12 protein-coding genes are annotated in these 13,446 nt (G+C 68.6%); 4 read left to right on the top strand and 8 right to left on the bottom strand.

The features are described from left to right. Positions 1-23: 23 nt before the first annotated feature. Together FV560_RS10250 and FV560_RS10245 are read left to right on the top strand one after the other, a co-directional pair. Entirely contained in the window at positions 24-1,832 is a 1,809-nt protein-coding gene (locus FV560_RS10250) for an ABC-F family ATP-binding cassette domain-containing protein (protein WP_159621441.1), read from the top strand. Beyond that, on the top strand, positions 1,825-3,240 hold the full coding sequence (locus FV560_RS10245) for a hypothetical protein (RefSeq protein ID WP_159621440.1): 1,416 nt from the start codon (positions 1,825-1,827) through the stop codon (positions 3,238-3,240). Before FV560_RS10250 ends, FV560_RS10245 begins: the two co-directional genes overlap by 8 nt. An 11-nt stretch (positions 3,241-3,251) precedes the next feature. Here the strand turns inward: FV560_RS10245 and FV560_RS10240 are convergent, their stop codons facing one another. The 8 genes from FV560_RS10240 to FV560_RS10205 form a co-directional block, all read right to left on the bottom strand. Beyond that, on the bottom strand, positions 3,252-4,238 hold the full coding sequence (locus FV560_RS10240) for a 4-(cytidine 5'-diphospho)-2-C-methyl-D-erythritol kinase (protein ID WP_235020051.1): 987 nt from the start codon (positions 4,236-4,238) through the stop codon (positions 3,252-3,254). Next, positions 4,235-5,122 carry a 16S rRNA (adenine(1518)-N(6)/adenine(1519)-N(6))-dimethyltransferase RsmA gene (rsmA, locus tag FV560_RS10235; protein WP_159621439.1) on the bottom strand — a complete coding sequence of 296 codons (888 nt, stop codon included), beginning with the start codon at positions 5,120-5,122 and terminating at the stop codon, positions 4,235-4,237. Before rsmA ends, FV560_RS10240 begins: the two co-directional genes overlap by 4 nt. A 195-nt stretch (positions 5,123-5,317) precedes the next feature. Continuing rightward, positions 5,318-6,580: a resuscitation-promoting factor gene (locus FV560_RS20550; protein WP_275401898.1), complete on the bottom strand. Its 1,263-nt coding sequence runs from the start codon at positions 6,578-6,580 to the stop codon at positions 5,318-5,320. Positions 6,581-6,796: 216 nt separating this feature from the next. Next, positions 6,797-7,885 (bottom strand): aggregation-promoting factor C-terminal-like domain-containing protein, encoded by a 1,089-nt coding sequence (locus FV560_RS10225; protein ID WP_159621438.1) that lies wholly within the window; start codon positions 7,883-7,885, stop codon positions 6,797-6,799. 142 nt (positions 7,886-8,027) lie between these two features. Continuing rightward, on the bottom strand, positions 8,028-8,936 hold the full coding sequence (locus FV560_RS10220; protein WP_159621437.1) for a TatD family hydrolase: 909 nt from the start codon (positions 8,934-8,936) through the stop codon (positions 8,028-8,030). Continuing rightward, the gene (metG, locus tag FV560_RS10215) at positions 8,926-10,722 is read right to left on the bottom strand and encodes a methionine--tRNA ligase (protein ID WP_159621436.1); all 1,797 of its coding nucleotides are present in this window, start codon (positions 10,720-10,722) and stop codon (positions 8,926-8,928) included. Before metG ends, FV560_RS10220 begins: the two co-directional genes overlap by 11 nt. Before the next feature lie 134 nt (positions 10,723-10,856). Further along, positions 10,857-11,246: a type II toxin-antitoxin system VapC family toxin gene (locus FV560_RS10210; RefSeq protein WP_235020050.1), complete on the bottom strand. Its 390-nt coding sequence runs from the start codon at positions 11,244-11,246 to the stop codon at positions 10,857-10,859. Continuing rightward, positions 11,243-11,491, bottom strand: a complete 249-nt coding sequence (locus FV560_RS10205) for a type II toxin-antitoxin system VapB family antitoxin (RefSeq protein ID WP_159621435.1) — start codon at positions 11,489-11,491, stop codon at positions 11,243-11,245. The genes FV560_RS10210 and FV560_RS10205 overlap by 4 nt, the downstream gene beginning before the upstream one ends. 212 nt (positions 11,492-11,703) lie before the next feature. Here FV560_RS10205 and FV560_RS10200 point away from each other — a divergent pair, with 212 nt between their 5' ends. Further along, the gene (locus tag FV560_RS10200; protein WP_159621434.1) at positions 11,704-12,357 is read left to right on the top strand and encodes a Pr6Pr family membrane protein; all 654 of its coding nucleotides are present in this window, start codon (positions 11,704-11,706) and stop codon (positions 12,355-12,357) included. After that, complete coding sequence (locus FV560_RS10195; protein ID WP_159621433.1) at positions 12,354-13,346, top strand: hypothetical protein; 993 nt, start codon at positions 12,354-12,356, stop codon at positions 13,344-13,346. The genes FV560_RS10200 and FV560_RS10195 overlap by 4 nt, the downstream gene beginning before the upstream one ends. The last annotated feature ends 100 nt before the right edge of the window (positions 13,347-13,446 follow it).

Here is a 13,446-nt window from a genome sequence, read left to right as displayed (position 1 = left end):
ACGCCGGTAACCTGAGAGGTGATATGGCGCATCTTCTCGGGGCTGAAGCCCTGCACCTCGACTTCCCCACCAAGACCGTCTTCGACTCGGTCTCCCTCGGTATCAACGAAGGAGACCGTATCGGAATCGTCGGCCGCAACGGCGACGGCAAGTCGTCGCTGATGGCGATGCTCGCCGGCCGCCTCGTCCCCGACTCCGGGCGGGTGACCGTGCGCGGCGGGGTCACCGTCGGCGTGCTCGACCAGGCCGACACCCTCGACCACGAAGACACGGTCTCCCACACCGTCGTCGGCGACGGCCCCGAGCACGAGTGGGCCCGCGATGCCAAGGTGCGCGACGTCGTCAACGGGCTGCTGACGGACGTGCCCTGGAACGGACGCGTGGGCTCACTCTCGGGCGGGCAGCGCCGTCGAGTGGCGTTGGCGCGGCTGCTGGCCGGTGAGTACGACGTACTCGCGCTGGACGAACCCACCAACCATCTGGACGTGGAGGCGATCACCTGGCTGGCCGAGCATCTGAAGCGCCGGTGGTCGGCCAGTTCCGGTGGCTTGATGGTCGTGACGCACGATCGCTGGTTCCTCGACGAGGTGTGCACCCTCACCTGGGAGGTGCACGACCGGATCGTCGAGCCCTTCGACGGTGGCTACGCGGCCTACATCCTGCAGCGCGTGGAGCGGGACCGGCAGTCCGCCGCCATGGAGGCCAAGCGGCAGAACCTCGCCCGCAAGGAACTGGCCTGGCTGCGGCGTGGGGCGCCGGCGCGGACGTCGAAGCCGAAGTTCCGCATCGACGCGGCCAACGCACTCATCGCCGATGTTCCCGAGATCCGTGATCCGACCACGCTGCAGTCGCTCGCCGTCGCACGGCTCGGCAAAGATGTGGTGGACCTGCTCGACGTCTCGGTGGCCTACGGCGATCATGAGGTGCTGCGCGACGTGGAGTGGCGGATCGCCCCGGGCGAACGCACCGGCATCCTCGGGGTGAACGGAGCCGGCAAGTCCACGCTGCTGGGACTGATCTCCGGGACCGTGGAGGCCAGCACCGGCCGGGTCAAGCGCGGCAAGACGGTCAAGGTGGCCACGCTGACCCAGCGTATGGATGAACTGGATCCGCACCTGGACGAGCCCGTGCGCACTGTGATCGGACGGCTGCGCACCAGCTACACCCTCGGCACGGGCTCGAAGGCGGCAGAGCTGACGCCGGGTCAGCTGCTGGAACGGATGGGCTTCGCCTCCGCGCAGTTGTCGACACCGGTCAAGGACCTCTCCGGTGGGCAGCAGCGCCGGCTGCAGCTGTTGCTCATCCTCCTCGATCAACCGAATGTGCTGATCCTGGACGAGCCCACGAACGACCTTGACACCGATATGCTCGCGGCGATGGAGGACCTGCTCGACTCATGGGCGGGCACACTCATCGTGGTCTCCCACGACCGCTACTTCCTCGAGCGCGTCACCGATCAGCAGTACGGGATCTTCGACCGGCGCCTGCGTCACCTACCCGGTGGGGTGGACGAGTACTTGCGGCTGCGGCGTGAGCAACAGCGTCACAGCTCCGGTTCGGGAACGAGGTCTGCCGCGCTCGCGGACTCCTCGACTGAGACACAGCCGGGTCTGAGCGGGGCAGAACTGCGAGCCGCGCAGAAGAAGCTCACCTCAGTGGAGCGGCGGATGGAGAAGGTGTCCGCCGAGATCGGCAAGCGGCAGACCGCCCTGGCCGACCACGACCAGTCCGACTACGAGGGACTGGCGAAGGAGATGGAGGGGATCCGGGTGCTACAGCGCGAACAGGAGGAGCTGGAAGAGCAGTGGCTGGAGTTGAGTGAGCATGTCTGAGACCCCAGAGAGCACTCACCACTGGCGCGAATACCCCCTCGGCCTGGCCGGCACGATCGCGCGGGATGCGCGCCGCACGTTGGTCCCGATGGCAGCGGGGTTGTTGGCGGCCTTCGGCGCGGTCTTCGCCGCTGCGATCCTCACCCAGGAAGGACTCCTCTGGGACGCGCTCTACGACCTGGGCATGGGAGGGGAGGTGAGTAGCGCCGTCGTGGATGCCGTGGACCAGACCACCCGGATGAGCATCCTGGTACTCCTCATCCTCGCCTACGTGGTGGGGCTGCTGATTTGCCTTGCCCTGGCCGTGCGGCGAGTGGCAACTTCGCGAGCACTCGCCGATGCCGCCCGACAGGGCGCACCGCGCGAGGCGGTACCCGCGCCGCCGCAGGTCGAACAGGTGGTGACAGAGGATATGCCGATCGGGGGATTCCTCATCATGACGGTCGGCGTGGCCGGCCTCTTCGCGCTCGCGCTCATCGGCGTCGCCGTGGTCGAGGGCTGGGGCGAGGGCATGCTCGTGGGCCTTGCCTGCGGGGCTCTGACGGGTGCGGCGATCATGGGCCTCCGGCACATCCGGCGCGTGATTCTTCCGGCACAGCGGGAGCGTCGCCGGGAGATCGCCGCACACTGGAGCACCGAGGACGAGGAGGCCGCCTGGGCCCGCGCACGCGCCCTCGGACTGGAGCCCGCGCGCGGCAACGCCGGGCGGGACCTACGCATACGGATCGGGACCCGTATCACGGGCTTCGCGGGGGTGCTCGCCGGTATAGCGGTGCTGTTGCTCCAGGCGCTGCAGGTGGTGGCCTATCCGGACGCCGAGCGGTGGACCGGTGGATCGGCAGGGCCCCGCGCCTCGCTGGAGCCCGAGACCGCACGACTGGCCGAGCTCGGGATGTGGGGATTCGCCGCCCTGATCGCGCTGGTGCTGGTCGCCGCACTCATCGGGAGCCTGATCACCGGCGCCGGGCTGGCCGCCGAGCGCGAGTACCTGCACGAGACCGTGGCAGACCCGCAGGCGGAGCAACCGGTGCCGTCGATGCTCGCCGCCTATGCGGATCAGCGGTCGGTCACGATGGCACAGGTCCTCGCCGCACTCGCCGGGATCGGCCTGGTGCTCGGCCCGGTGTGGATGATCCTCTCGACCGTGGAGATACACGTCTTCGCCGACGCGACCACGCTGTTCTCCGGCCTGCGGTGGCCGGCCGTGCTGATCACGGCCGCAGCGGTGGCCATGCTGACGATCGCGTTCATATGGACCTCGATGGTCAACCAGGCTGAGGCGGAGCTACGCAACCTGCTGCTGCGACGGTGGCCGGTGCTCCCTCAGGACACGAAGGACTCCGACGGCAATGTGCGGGCCGCACGCGTAGGACCAGCGTTGTCGGGCGACAGCACCGACGCCGCCTGAGTGGCCTCGTCCTACACGTTGTCGCGGACCGGTTCGACGAGCCTGGCCCCGGGGGCAGGACTGGTGACGACGAGCACCTCATCCGCCACCTGCTTGCTCCGCAGCTGCGAGGCCAGTTCCAGCGCGCTGGCGTGATCTGCGGCGAGTGTGGCCACGGTGGGCCCGGAACCGGAGACCACAGCGGCCAGCCCGCCGGCGGCGAGCGCCTGCTCCTGCACGACGCCGACGGCGGGTCGCAGCTCGGTGGCCGCGAGAGTGAGGTCGTTGACCAGAACCTCGGCGAGGCGGTGAGGTTGGCCGGAGACGAGCGCCTGCATGACTTCCTCACCCACGTCCAGTGGCTCCGCCACTGAGTCCGACGAGGGCGTTGCGGCGGGCTGCGCGGAGTCCTGCTCAGCAGCGAGCCGGTCCCAGGTGGCGAAGACCTCCGGCGTGGACAGCCCCTCATCGAAGAGTGCCAGCACCCAGTGAAAGCGCCCCCGTGCCAGTGCCGGAGTGAGCTCGTCCCCGCGGCCGCGGCCGAGTGCGGTCTGGCCGGTGAGAGCAAACGGCACGTCGGCGCCCAGCTCGGCGGCCAGGTGCCCCAGCTCCTCGCGTGCCAGCCCGGTCTCCCAGAGCAGGTCACAGGCGAGCAGCGCGGCGGCAGCGTCGGCCGATCCACCGGCCATCCCGCCCGCGGTGGGGACATTCTTGGTGATGCGCAGGTGCACACCCTCGGTAGTCCCCGTCGCCTCGGCGAGCAGCGCCGCGGCCCGGTGGGCGAGGTTGGACTCATCCGTGGGCACCTGCTCGGCATGACGTCCGGTCACGGAGATCTCGATCTCGTCGGCCGGGGTCGCGATCACGTCCTCGTACAGCGAGACCGCCTGGAAGACGGTGGCCAGGGGGTGGTACCCGTCGTCGCCGAGCGGACCGACCTTCAGGACCAGGTTGATCTTGCCGGGGGCACGCACATGCACCGCACCAGCGGCCGCAGCCTCACCGATGGGCTCGCTCACTGTTCTGCCTCACGCACGGCACCACGGGCAGCGGCCACCGCAGCGAACTGGGCGATGTCGAGGCGCTCACCTCGGGTCGTGGGGTCCACCCCTGCCTCCCGCAACGTCTGCTCGGCGAGTGTCGCCGATCCGGCCCACCCGGACAGCGCCGAGCGTAGCGTCTTGCGACGCTGGGAGAAGGCAGCATCGATACAGGCGAAAGTCGCCTCCCGGCTCCCGGCCGTTGCCGGTGGGGTCCGGCGGACCATCCGGACCAGCGCGGAGTCCACATTCGGCACCGGCCAGAACACGGTGCGGCCGATCGAGCCGGCGCGCGTGGCGGCCGCATACCAGGCGGCCTTGGCAGAAGGAATGCCGTACGTGCGCGACCCGGGGCCGGCGACCAGCCGGTCGGCCACCTCGGCCTGCACCATGACGAGCACCTCGGTCAGGGAGTCGAACCGTTCCAGCAGGTGTAGCAGCACCGGCACAGCCACGTTGTAGGGCAGATTGGCCACGAGACGGGTCGGAACGGCCGGGAGCTCAGTCACCTGCATGGCATCACCGGTCACGACGGTGAGCCGTTCTGAGGCGGCCGGAGCGTGCTCGGCGACAGTACCGGGAAGGGCCCGGGCGAGAGTGGGGTCGATCTCGACGGCGATCACCCGCGCCCCGGTCTCCAGCAGTCCCAGTGTCAGCGAGCCAAGCCCCGGGCCCACTTCGAGCACGGTGTCCGACGGCGTCACACCAGCCGCGCGCACGATGCGGCGAACCGTGCCACCGTCGGTGACGAAGTTCTGGCCGAGCGTCTTGGTGGGACGGATTCCCAGGAGCGAAGCCAGGGCCCGGATGTCGGAGGCTGTCAGCAGGTGGACGGTCTCACCGGCCGGGTCGGGTGTGGTCACGGGGCGAGCCTAGTCGGCCGCGTGAGAGGTCGGTCGCGTGAAGGTCGGCTGCGACCCTCGTGCCCGCTCCCCCAGAAATCGCTCGTCGATCTGGCTGCCACCCTCACTCGTGTGTCACCGAAACCTGAAATCGCTCGTCGATCTGGCTGCTCGTGAGCAGCCAGATCGACGAGCGATTTCTGGAGCGGACCGGGCTCAGAGGAGACCGAGCTGCGCGGCGCAGTGGGGCCACTGCCCCCAGCCGGAGCGTGCCTGCAGCGCCTGGGCACGCTGAGTCTGCTCGGCGGCGGAAGCCTCGGTCGGAAGGCCCGACCCGCCCACCGACTGCCAAGTGCTCACTGTGAACTGGTACAGGCCGTAGTAGAGGCCGTTGGAGCTGACGATCTGCGGGTTGCCACCGGACTCGCACTGTGCGAGAGCTGCCCACACGCCACTGCCGGCCGAACTCGACCCACCGGAAGAGCTCGAGGAGCTGGAGGAACCCGAGGAGCTGGAGCTGCCCGAGCTGCTGGACGTGGTGGGCTCCGGCGCGGGCCGCTCGGCAGTCCCGACCTCGGTGACCTCGGTGACCGGTTCCGTCGTGACCTCGTCGGAGGTGACCTTCGTACTCACCACCTCACCGTTGACGAGTTGGTTGACGACCTCCAGCGTGCGTTCGCCGTCCTGACCGTCCTGCACCACCCGGGACTGGCCGACGTAGAGCTCATCGGTTCCACGTTCGGAGGACTCGTACTCGATGACCTCGGTCTGCGTCTCGGTCTCGGTCGACCGGCGGGTCACCGTGACGAGGACCTCACCGTCGGCGCTCGTGACCGTGGCGTCGTCCTGCGCTCCGAGCTCGACCTCAGCGCGTAGGAGCACCTCGGCGAGGGAGACGGCGCCGTCAGTGTTCACGGTGCGTTCCTCCCCGTCGACGGCGATGACGATCTCGCCATCGACCGCCAGCGGAAGGTCGAGGTCGGCGCGTCCGTCGGAGGACCGGGACGCCACCACCGATGCCTCGCGCCCCGTGGCGGCCAGATCCTGAAGCGCACCGGCTGCGGAGAGGGCAGTGGTCCAGATGGTTCGTTCCTGGCCTCCCTCGGTGATCGTCAACTGCTGGGCGGTACGGACGACGATCTCGGCGTTGTCGGTCAGGCGCTCGTCGACGCCGGGCACGACCTCATCGTGGGGTCCGAGGTCGATACCGGCTTCCTCGAGCAGTCCGTCGACGTCCCCGGCGAAGGTGCTGTGGCTGTAGGTCTGGCCGTTGAGGTCGATCTCGACGGACTTGTGCGCGGCGGCGATCGCGGCGGTGGAGCCGCCGAGCACGAGCGCGACCGCAGCGACGCTTCCCACGATCACCCGTCGGCGACGGCCGTGAGCGGGGGACGATGGCTGTGCCTCGGTCTCAGGCACGTCCCAGGACTCCCCGGGATCGGCGGGGCTGGGCTCGGCGGTGCGGCGGAAGAAAGACACAGGACATCCTCTGGAGGGGGAGGGGGTTTCAGGAGTTCAGCGGCGCACAGGCGCCGCTGTTCGGGCGGGAGGCGCAGATCAGCACCCTCAACAGGGCCCGCGACCTGTCGAATGTAACCCAATCGTTATGCGGTGGTCGAGGCGGGCGGCTGTGAGCCTGCGCACGTGGTGCTGCCGCGCGCCACGCTCGGTCGTTCGGACGCGGTCACTCCCGGCTCAGTACCAGCCGACGGACTGGGAGTGGCCCCAGGCGCCGCACGGGGTGCCGTACCGGCCGGAGATGTAGTTCAGGCCCCACGTGATCTGGGTGACCGGATTGGTTCGCCAGTCCGAGGCAACCGAGCCCATCTTCGAACCAGGCAGCGACTGGGGGATCCCGTAGGCACCCGACGTCGGGTTCTGTGCGTAGGGGTTCCAGTTGCTCTCGCGCTGCCAGAGAGAATCCAGGCAACTCCACTGATCGCTGCCCCAGCCACGTGCCTCGACCATCTGGCGGGCGATGGAGCGCGGGTCGCTCCCGGAGTAACTGCCGCTGGGGGCTGACGACTCACTGGAGGCTGATGACTCGCTGGAGTCCGACTGCGACGAACTCGACGAGCTGGAAGTCGCGGCAGGCTGCGGCGCAGCCGTGCCGACGAGGATGACCTCATCCACCGGTGCCGACACCAGGATCTCGGCGGTCGTGGTCCGGGAGACCTCCTCACCGCCCTCGTACACGGCGGTGTACGCGAGAACCCGTGACCCCTCACGGCCCTCGGTCTCGGTGCGCGTCTCCCCCCGCTCCAGAGCGGAGGTCTCGCGTTCGATGGTCTCGTATTCGAGGGTCTCGGTCTCCGTGCCGAACACGGTACCCACGCGTTCGATCTGGACGTCCGCACCCTCAGTGGGAAGGCTGTTCATCGGGACCGAGACGTTGTCATCCAGACCGACGACGATGCCGTTCTCGATGAGAGCGTCAGCCAGGGTCTGCGCGTTGGAGGTGATCTCCACCTCACGATCATCGACAGTCACGGAGAACGAGACGGACTCCCCTGCCTCGTTCAGCGCCTCGCGCGCACTGTCCCCGCCGCGGGAGACCTGGTTCCAGTAGTCGGTCCGGTCGACGCTGTACTGCCCGGCGCCGGCGAGAGTCGCCTGCTCGGCCATGTTGTCACCGCCCGAGGACTGCGTAGCCGCAAAGGCAAGCGAGCCGGCGAGGACGACGGCAAGACCGGCGGCGCCGATCGCGCGACGGATCGGACGGGGGAGAGTAGTGGCGACTGGGGCGTCCGCACGGTGGCGGGACGTGGTGTTGCTCTGGGGCACGGGGAGGGGTCCTGTTCTTGCCTTGAGCGACCCAGGAGGGATGGGCCGCCCCCTGACCGTAACCGATTCGTGACCTGATGTGCCAGATTCCGGGTCGAATCTTGCCCGCATCGTGGGATGTGTCACGACCGGCGCACGTGCTTCACCAGGGTCCGTAGATTTCCTCCGACGTCGTCCGGACCATGTCGCAGAGCGTCTCCAGTCGCTCCTGACGCACCTCGGCGAGCACGCGTAGCGTGTGCGCTGCCAGGTAGGGGGCATTCGGCCGTCCGCGGTAGGGGTGCGGGGTCAGGTAGGGCGCGTCCGTCTCCACGAGCAGCTGCTCAGCCGGCGCGAGCATCGCTGCCGAGCGGATCTCATCCGCAGCCTTGAACGTGACGGTGCCGGAGAAGGAGAGGTAGTAGCCGCGCCGCACGCACTCGGCTGCCATCTCGGCGTCCCCCGAGAAGCAGTGGAACACGGTGCGCCGCGGCGCACCGTCCTGCTTCAACACCTCGAGCACATCCTCATGAGCCTCACGGTCGTGGATCTGCAGCGGCAGGTCCAACTCCTTGGCGAGTGCGATGTGCGCGCGGAACGCGTCCCGCTGCGCTGCGCGTCCCTGCTCACCGGCGCGGAAGTAGTCCAGCCCGCTCTCACCCACCGTGCGTACTCGATCTGCCCGGGCCAGCTCGGCGATCTCCGCGATCGCCTCATCCAAATTCTTCTCGTGCCGGGCCCGCGGATCTGGATCCAGACCATCGGGGGCCACCTCCCGGACGCCTGCGTGCAGCACGGCCTCGTTCGGGTGGATCGCCACCCCGGCAACGAGCTCGGGATACTGCTGGGCTGCGTGCACGCTCCAACGGGCAGAGTCCAGATCGCAACCGATCTGCACCATCGCCGTCACCCCTACCGCGCGGGCCTGCTCGAGGTGACCACTCAGACCAGGGTCGGGCACGTCGTCGGGAAGGACACCGGCGATGGACTCCAGATGCGTGTGGTTGTCCACCACGGCGACCGGAAGTGGCTCGGGGGCGGGCGGGAAGCCCTTCTCGCGCTTACGCGCCATCGGCCTTCTCGCGCAGCCGCTCCAGTTCCTCGGTGACGATCGAGTCGTCCAGCTTAGTGAACACCGGGGTCGGTTTCGCAATCGAGGTTCCGGGCACGACGGGGCGGGACTCCCAGGAGGGCATCTGGCTGTAGTCGCCGGTAATCACCGGGTACTCGCGGGAGTCGTCGTCGAGGTCGGTGACCTCCTCGATCCGTGGCTGCGGAGCGAAGGTTCCGCTACCTCCCAATGTGGTGTGCACGTCCTGGGCGGAGTGCGGCAGGAACGGGGCAAGCAACGTATTGCAGTCACTCACGGCCTGGGTCGTGGTGTGCAGCACGGTGGCCAGACGCTCCGGGTCCGTCTTCAGTTTCCAGGGCTGAGTCTCGGAGACGTACCGGTTCACCTCGGCGACGGTCCGCATCGCCTCCGAGATCGCGTGCCGTTGCCGGTTCGCCTCGATCGCCGAACCCACCGTCGTGAAGGCCTTGTTCGTGGTGGCGAGGATGTTTCTGTCAACATCCGCGACATCGCCCGGACTCGGGATCTCACCGAAGTTCTTCGCCACCATGCTCGCGGTCCGGTTGACCAGATTGCCCCAGCCGGCGACGAGCTCATCGTTGGTGCGGCTCAGGAAGGACTCCCAGGTGAAGTCGACGTCTTGGTTCTCCGGACCTGCGGCGGCCACGTAGTAACGGAAGGCGTCCGGCTGGTAGCGGGCGAGCATGTCCCGCACGTAGATGACCACACCACGGGAGGAGGAGAACTTCTGCCCCTCCACATTCAGGAACTCCGAGCTGACCACCTCGGTCGGTAGTTGGAGCGAACCGAAAGCGCCTGGTTCTCCCCCACGCGAGCCTCCGCCGTCGTAGGCCAGCAGTTCGGCCGGCCAGATCTGGGAGTGGAAGGTGATGTTGTCCTTACCCATGAAGTAGTACGAGCGCGCGTCGGGGTTGGTCCACCAGTCGCGCCAGGCCTCCGGGGTGCCCTGGCGCCGGGCCCACTCGATCGAGGAGGACAGGTAGCCGATGACGGCGTCGAACCACACGTACAGCCGCTTGCTGGGGTTGTTCTCCCAGCCGTCCAGCGGCACCGGGATGCCCCAGTCGATGTCGCGGGTCATGGCTCGAGGGCGCACGTCGTCGAGCAGGTTGCGGCTGAAGTTGAGCACGTTCGGGCGCCACCCGTCGCGGGTCTCCAGCCAGGAGGCGAGGGCGTCCACGAAGGCCGGCAGGTCGAGGAAGAAGTGATTGGACTCGACGAACTTGGGCGTCTCGCCGTTGATGCGGCTGCGCGGGTTCTTCAGGTCGATCGGGTCAAGCTGGTTGCCGCAGTTGTCGCATTGGTCGCCCCGGGCGCCGTCGTAGCCGCAGATCGGGCAGGTGCCCTCGATGAAGCGGTCCGGCAGGGTGCGCCCCGTCGAGGGCGAGATGGCACCCATGGTGGTCTTCTCCACCATGTACCCGTTCTTGTGCACCGTGCGGAACATCTCCTGCACGACGGCGTAGTGGTTGCGCGTGGTGGTGCGGGTGAACAGGTCGTAGGACAGACCCAGGGAGGTGAGGTCTTCCACGATGACCCGGTTGTAGCGGTCGGCCAGCTCCTGCGGGGAGACGCCCTCCTGCTCGGCCTGCACCAGGATCGGGGTGCCATGCTCATCGGTGCCGGAGATCATCAGCACGTCGTGACCCGCCATCCGCATGTGCCGGCTGAAGACGTCCGAGGGGACGCCGAAACCTGCGACGTGACCGATGTGCCGGGGGCCGTTGGCGTAGGGCCACGCCACGGCCGAGAGGATGTGGGTCATGGACTCGATCCTAATGGTCATGGGCTCTACCCCAGCCGCGCGGCGGCGGCCGTCATCCCCGCTGCCGCAACCGGACTGCTCAGGTGTCAGCAATGTCTGCTGCCCGTACGGTCTGCTGCGCGTACGGTCCGGCGTCAGCGCGCCGGCTCGATGTCGGTCTGCGTGAAGTCGTCCCCCTTGTAGAGCAGCGGTACCGCGCGAGACTTCGCCAGAGCGTAGGAGAAGCAGTCACCGAAGTTGAGCCCGGCAGGATGCCTTCCCTTGCCGAACCGCTGCCAGGCAGCGTGGGCCGACCACGCCTGCTCGTCGTCCACCGGGGCGATCGCGACCTTCGCCTGCTGAAGCACGCGCCGCAGATCCTCGACGGCGTCCGGTCCCTGGCGCGTCTGGACCACCAGTGCTGCCTCGGTGATGCTGGCAGCACTCACCACGCACGGTCTGCTGGCCATGATCGCGGCGAATCGTTCGAGCTCGGGCTCACCCAGAACGATGGCGACCAGTGCCGAGGTGTCGACGGCGATCACGCCGGCAGACCGTGGTCGTCGTAGTCGATGATCTGGTCGACAGGGCGATCGTCCAGCACCGCTCGCGCCCTCCCTCGCTCACCGACGTCGACGAGGCTGGTGTAGACCACGTCCACCCTCGGAGCCGTGCGCGCGAGCCTGTCCGCGAGCGCAGCCTTGAGGGCGGCCGTGATGGACACGCCCATCCGGTCGGCCAGCTCTCGGGCAAGCCGGTCCGTTTCCGGATCTTTGATGTTGAGCGCCATGAAGGAAGACTACTATCTTTCTTTCTTCCATGACATCTTCCTTGGCGCAGTCCAGGCGAGCGCCTCGGGCACGGGGTGTCCTGCGCACGCAGGACCTTCCGCATCAGTGCGCCCGGGTCGGTCTAGGATCGAGCGTGGCGCTGTCGCCACGCGCATGTGGCCCGATGGGGGCAGCATCCAGCTGGGTGGTCGCCCGGAGAGGAGATCGGCTCGTGTCCCTCGCTCGCTGCGTTCATGTGGTGACCGCTGTGGTGGCCCTGAGCGCGCTGACCCTGCAGCTGGTGCTCTCCGCCTCCGGTTCGGCGGTGCTGCTCGCGACGGAGGTGCCGCCGCTGGGAACCCGGCTGTGGCGATTGATCTCCTACTTCACCATTCAGAGCAATGTGCTGGTCGCTGCCTCGGCGGTCATGCTCGCGCTGGATCCGCAGCGCGACGGCCGGGTGTTCCGGATCGTGCGACTGGCCGGCTTGGTCGGGATTACGGTGACCGGGTTGGTGCACTTCTTCCTGCTCCGGCCGCTGCTGGACCTGAGCGGCTGGTCATTCGTGGCGGACACGATGTTGCACATGGTCGTGCCGGTGCTGTGCGTGGCGGGGTGGCTGCTGGTGGGTCCGCGGTCACGGGTCGACGTCCCCGCCGTGGTCGGGGCGACGGTGTGGCCAGTCCTCTGGCTCGCGGCGACCCTCATCGTCGGCGGGATCACGGACTGGTTCCCCTACCCGTTCGTCAACTTCCGGGCCGAGGGGTGGCCCGCGGTGGCGATCACCTGCCTGGGGATCCTCCTGCTCTTCGCGGTGCTGTTTGTGGCCGTCTGGTTCGCAGACCGCTGGTTGCGGGGCGTTCGCGACCGTGGGGTGCAGGCATGAAGCCCCTGCCTCGGTTCTGGACCGACGCCACCGGCGAGGTGCACTCCCCGGACGGCAAGGAGTTCTTCCTCACCCTCCACGGGTGGTCCACCTCGTCGCTCGCCGAGGCGGCGCAGGTTGCCCGGCGGCGCCTGGAGGAGGCGGCCGCGGCGGTTCGCGCCGGGCGGGAGCTGGCCCGTGGCGGGTACTACCCCCGGGTTCCCTTGCGGGAGGAGATCCTGACGGAGGTCACCGGGAGTGACGGTGAGCTGATCGCCGCGATCACCCGGAACCGGTACGGAGCCGAGGTACTCAACACCGATGCGGTGCTGATCGCCGACGTCGATCTTCCCTCCGGCCGGGGCATACGGGAGCACCGACGGCCCCGACGCGACCGTACGCCTCGGCAGGGCGGTCGCCCCGCGGAGCCGAAGCGTGGCTTCTTCGCCCGGCTGTTCGGACGACGGTCCACATCCGATCTGATCGCCACTCCAGCACCTCACCAGCACGGCACGCCGTCCCGCACTGCCCCGCACACGGCACCCGCAGGCGCCACGGGAGCAGGTGCGGCGGCCGTGGCGACGATCGAGGCGGTGGCGGCCCGGCATCCACAATGGGGTTTCCGGACCTACCGGACCGCCGCGGGTCTGCGGGTGATCGTCACCGGGTCCCGGTTGCAACCCGGCAGTCCGGAGGCCGAGCAGCTCCTGCGCGAACTTGACTCGGACCCGCTGTACGTCACCCTGTGCGCCACCCATGAGACCTACCGGGCGCGTCTGACGCCGAAGCCCTGGCGCGTGGGGCACCGGGCGCTGACCGTGACGTATCCGTACGAGCGGTTCGGGCACATCGTGAACCCGTGGCTACAGAAATATGCCTCCGCCAGCGAGGGCTACGCCACCTGCGCGCTCGTCTCCACCGGCGGGCCCGCCCCGGACGCGGTCGAGCAGCAGGTCATCGATCTCCACGACGAGCGGGCTCAGTCAGGATCTGGGCTGCCGCTCGCGTGATCGGTCGCGGCCAGGCGAGTGCATGCGAAACCCGCCACGAGGGCGGTCTGAGTGTCGAACAGCGCATTCGCAACGACACTGAGGCCACCCTCGCGCGGGA

This window comes from Ruania rhizosphaerae (assembly GCF_009805705.1).
GTDB classification, from domain to species: domain Bacteria; phylum Actinomycetota; class Actinomycetes; order Actinomycetales; family Beutenbergiaceae; genus Ruania; species Ruania rhizosphaerae.
Note: the sequence above shows the minus strand (reverse complement) of the source record. Positions and strands in the feature narration are given on the sequence as shown.

Excerpts from the sequence above, each read along its gene's own strand:
- FV560_RS10205 (WP_159621435.1), bottom strand. The coding sequence starts at position 11,491 with ATGGCGCTCAACATCAAAGATCCGGAAACGGACCGGCTTGCCCGAGAG.
- FV560_RS10195 (WP_159621433.1), top strand. The coding sequence starts at position 12,354 with ATGAAGCCCCTGCCTCGGTTCTGGACCGACGCCACCGGCGAGGTGCAC.
- FV560_RS10245 (WP_159621440.1), top strand. The coding sequence starts at position 1,825 with ATGTCTGAGACCCCAGAGAGCACTCACCACTGGCGCGAATACCCCCTC.
- FV560_RS10220 (WP_159621437.1), bottom strand. The coding sequence starts at position 8,936 with ATGGCGCGTAAGCGCGAGAAGGGCTTCCCGCCCGCCCCCGAGCCACTT.
- metG (WP_159621436.1), bottom strand. The coding sequence starts at position 10,722 with ATGACCCACATCCTCTCGGCCGTGGCGTGGCCCTACGCCAACGGCCCC.
- FV560_RS10250 (WP_159621441.1), top strand. The coding sequence starts at position 24 with ATGGCGCATCTTCTCGGGGCTGAAGCCCTGCACCTCGACTTCCCCACC.